The sequence below is a fragment of the Serratia sp. 506_PEND genome, from assembly GCF_001076875.1.
GTDB lineage: Bacteria > Pseudomonadota > Gammaproteobacteria > Enterobacterales > Enterobacteriaceae > Serratia > Serratia marcescens.
The window spans coordinates 1-679 of the sequence record NZ_JVEL01000540.1 but is presented as its reverse complement, the minus strand read 5'-3'; the positions used below and the strand labels follow the sequence as shown (position 1 = coordinate 679).

Genomic DNA, 679 nt, shown 5'->3' with positions numbered 1-679 from the left:
TATCACGATGTTGTTATTCATCTTTGCAGGTGGTGCACCCATACTGGCGGGCGCCGCGGAACACAACCCATTGCGTTCACCTGCAAAGGGTGTGGTTTGTGATGTGTATTTTTGTGCCGACGCGACGGGGATTTCGGATGCACTAACGATGAAATACCTGGGGGCAAAAAAAGGGAAGCAACTGGCTGTGCAGGGAGAATTTGACCGTACGGCGTTTACATTTGCCAATGGCGTGTATTGTGATACCAAAGCACACGAGTGTCGTCAGGACCGCTATTTTGGTGCTGACGGTAAACCTTCCGGTAAGATCGACAGCAAAACGACACAGTGGCTGTTTGCCCAATGAGTGAAGGGACCTGGCAGATCCCTTATTTTTCATTGCTGACAGCGATCGCTTACCCCGTTCAGCCCCTCGCTTTCTTTGCTGAATGACACAAACCGGCCCTGATCGTTAAGTTTGACAATATACAGGCTATCGAAATCGTGCCCGGGCCACGACGGGATCTGCTCTGGATCACCGCCGGTCTGTTTGACCAACGCCTTCGCGGCGACCACCAGGTTTTTGTGTTCCCATGAGACAAACACCCACTGTTGTCTGTTGCTGGTGGATAGAAGATCGCTGACCAACCCGTCCGTCTCCGTGGCATGGTATTTGAGGATCACCGGGTGTTCTGCCCGG

Annotated in this window: 1 protein-coding gene and 1 pseudogene; one reads left to right on the top strand and one right to left on the bottom strand. The window is 52.6% G+C overall.

The window, feature by feature from the left end; genetic code table 11:
• The first annotated feature begins 1 nt into the window (after position 1).
• A complete protein-coding gene (locus ADK28_RS23490; RefSeq protein ID WP_065429423.1) occupies positions 2–346 on the top strand; it encodes a YcgJ family protein in 345 nt (114 codons plus the stop codon).
• Positions 347–375: 29 nt separating this feature from the next.
• Here the strand turns inward: ADK28_RS23490 and ADK28_RS32280 are convergent.
• Positions 376–679: pseudogene (locus ADK28_RS32280) on the bottom strand (histidine phosphatase family protein); the annotation flags it as partial.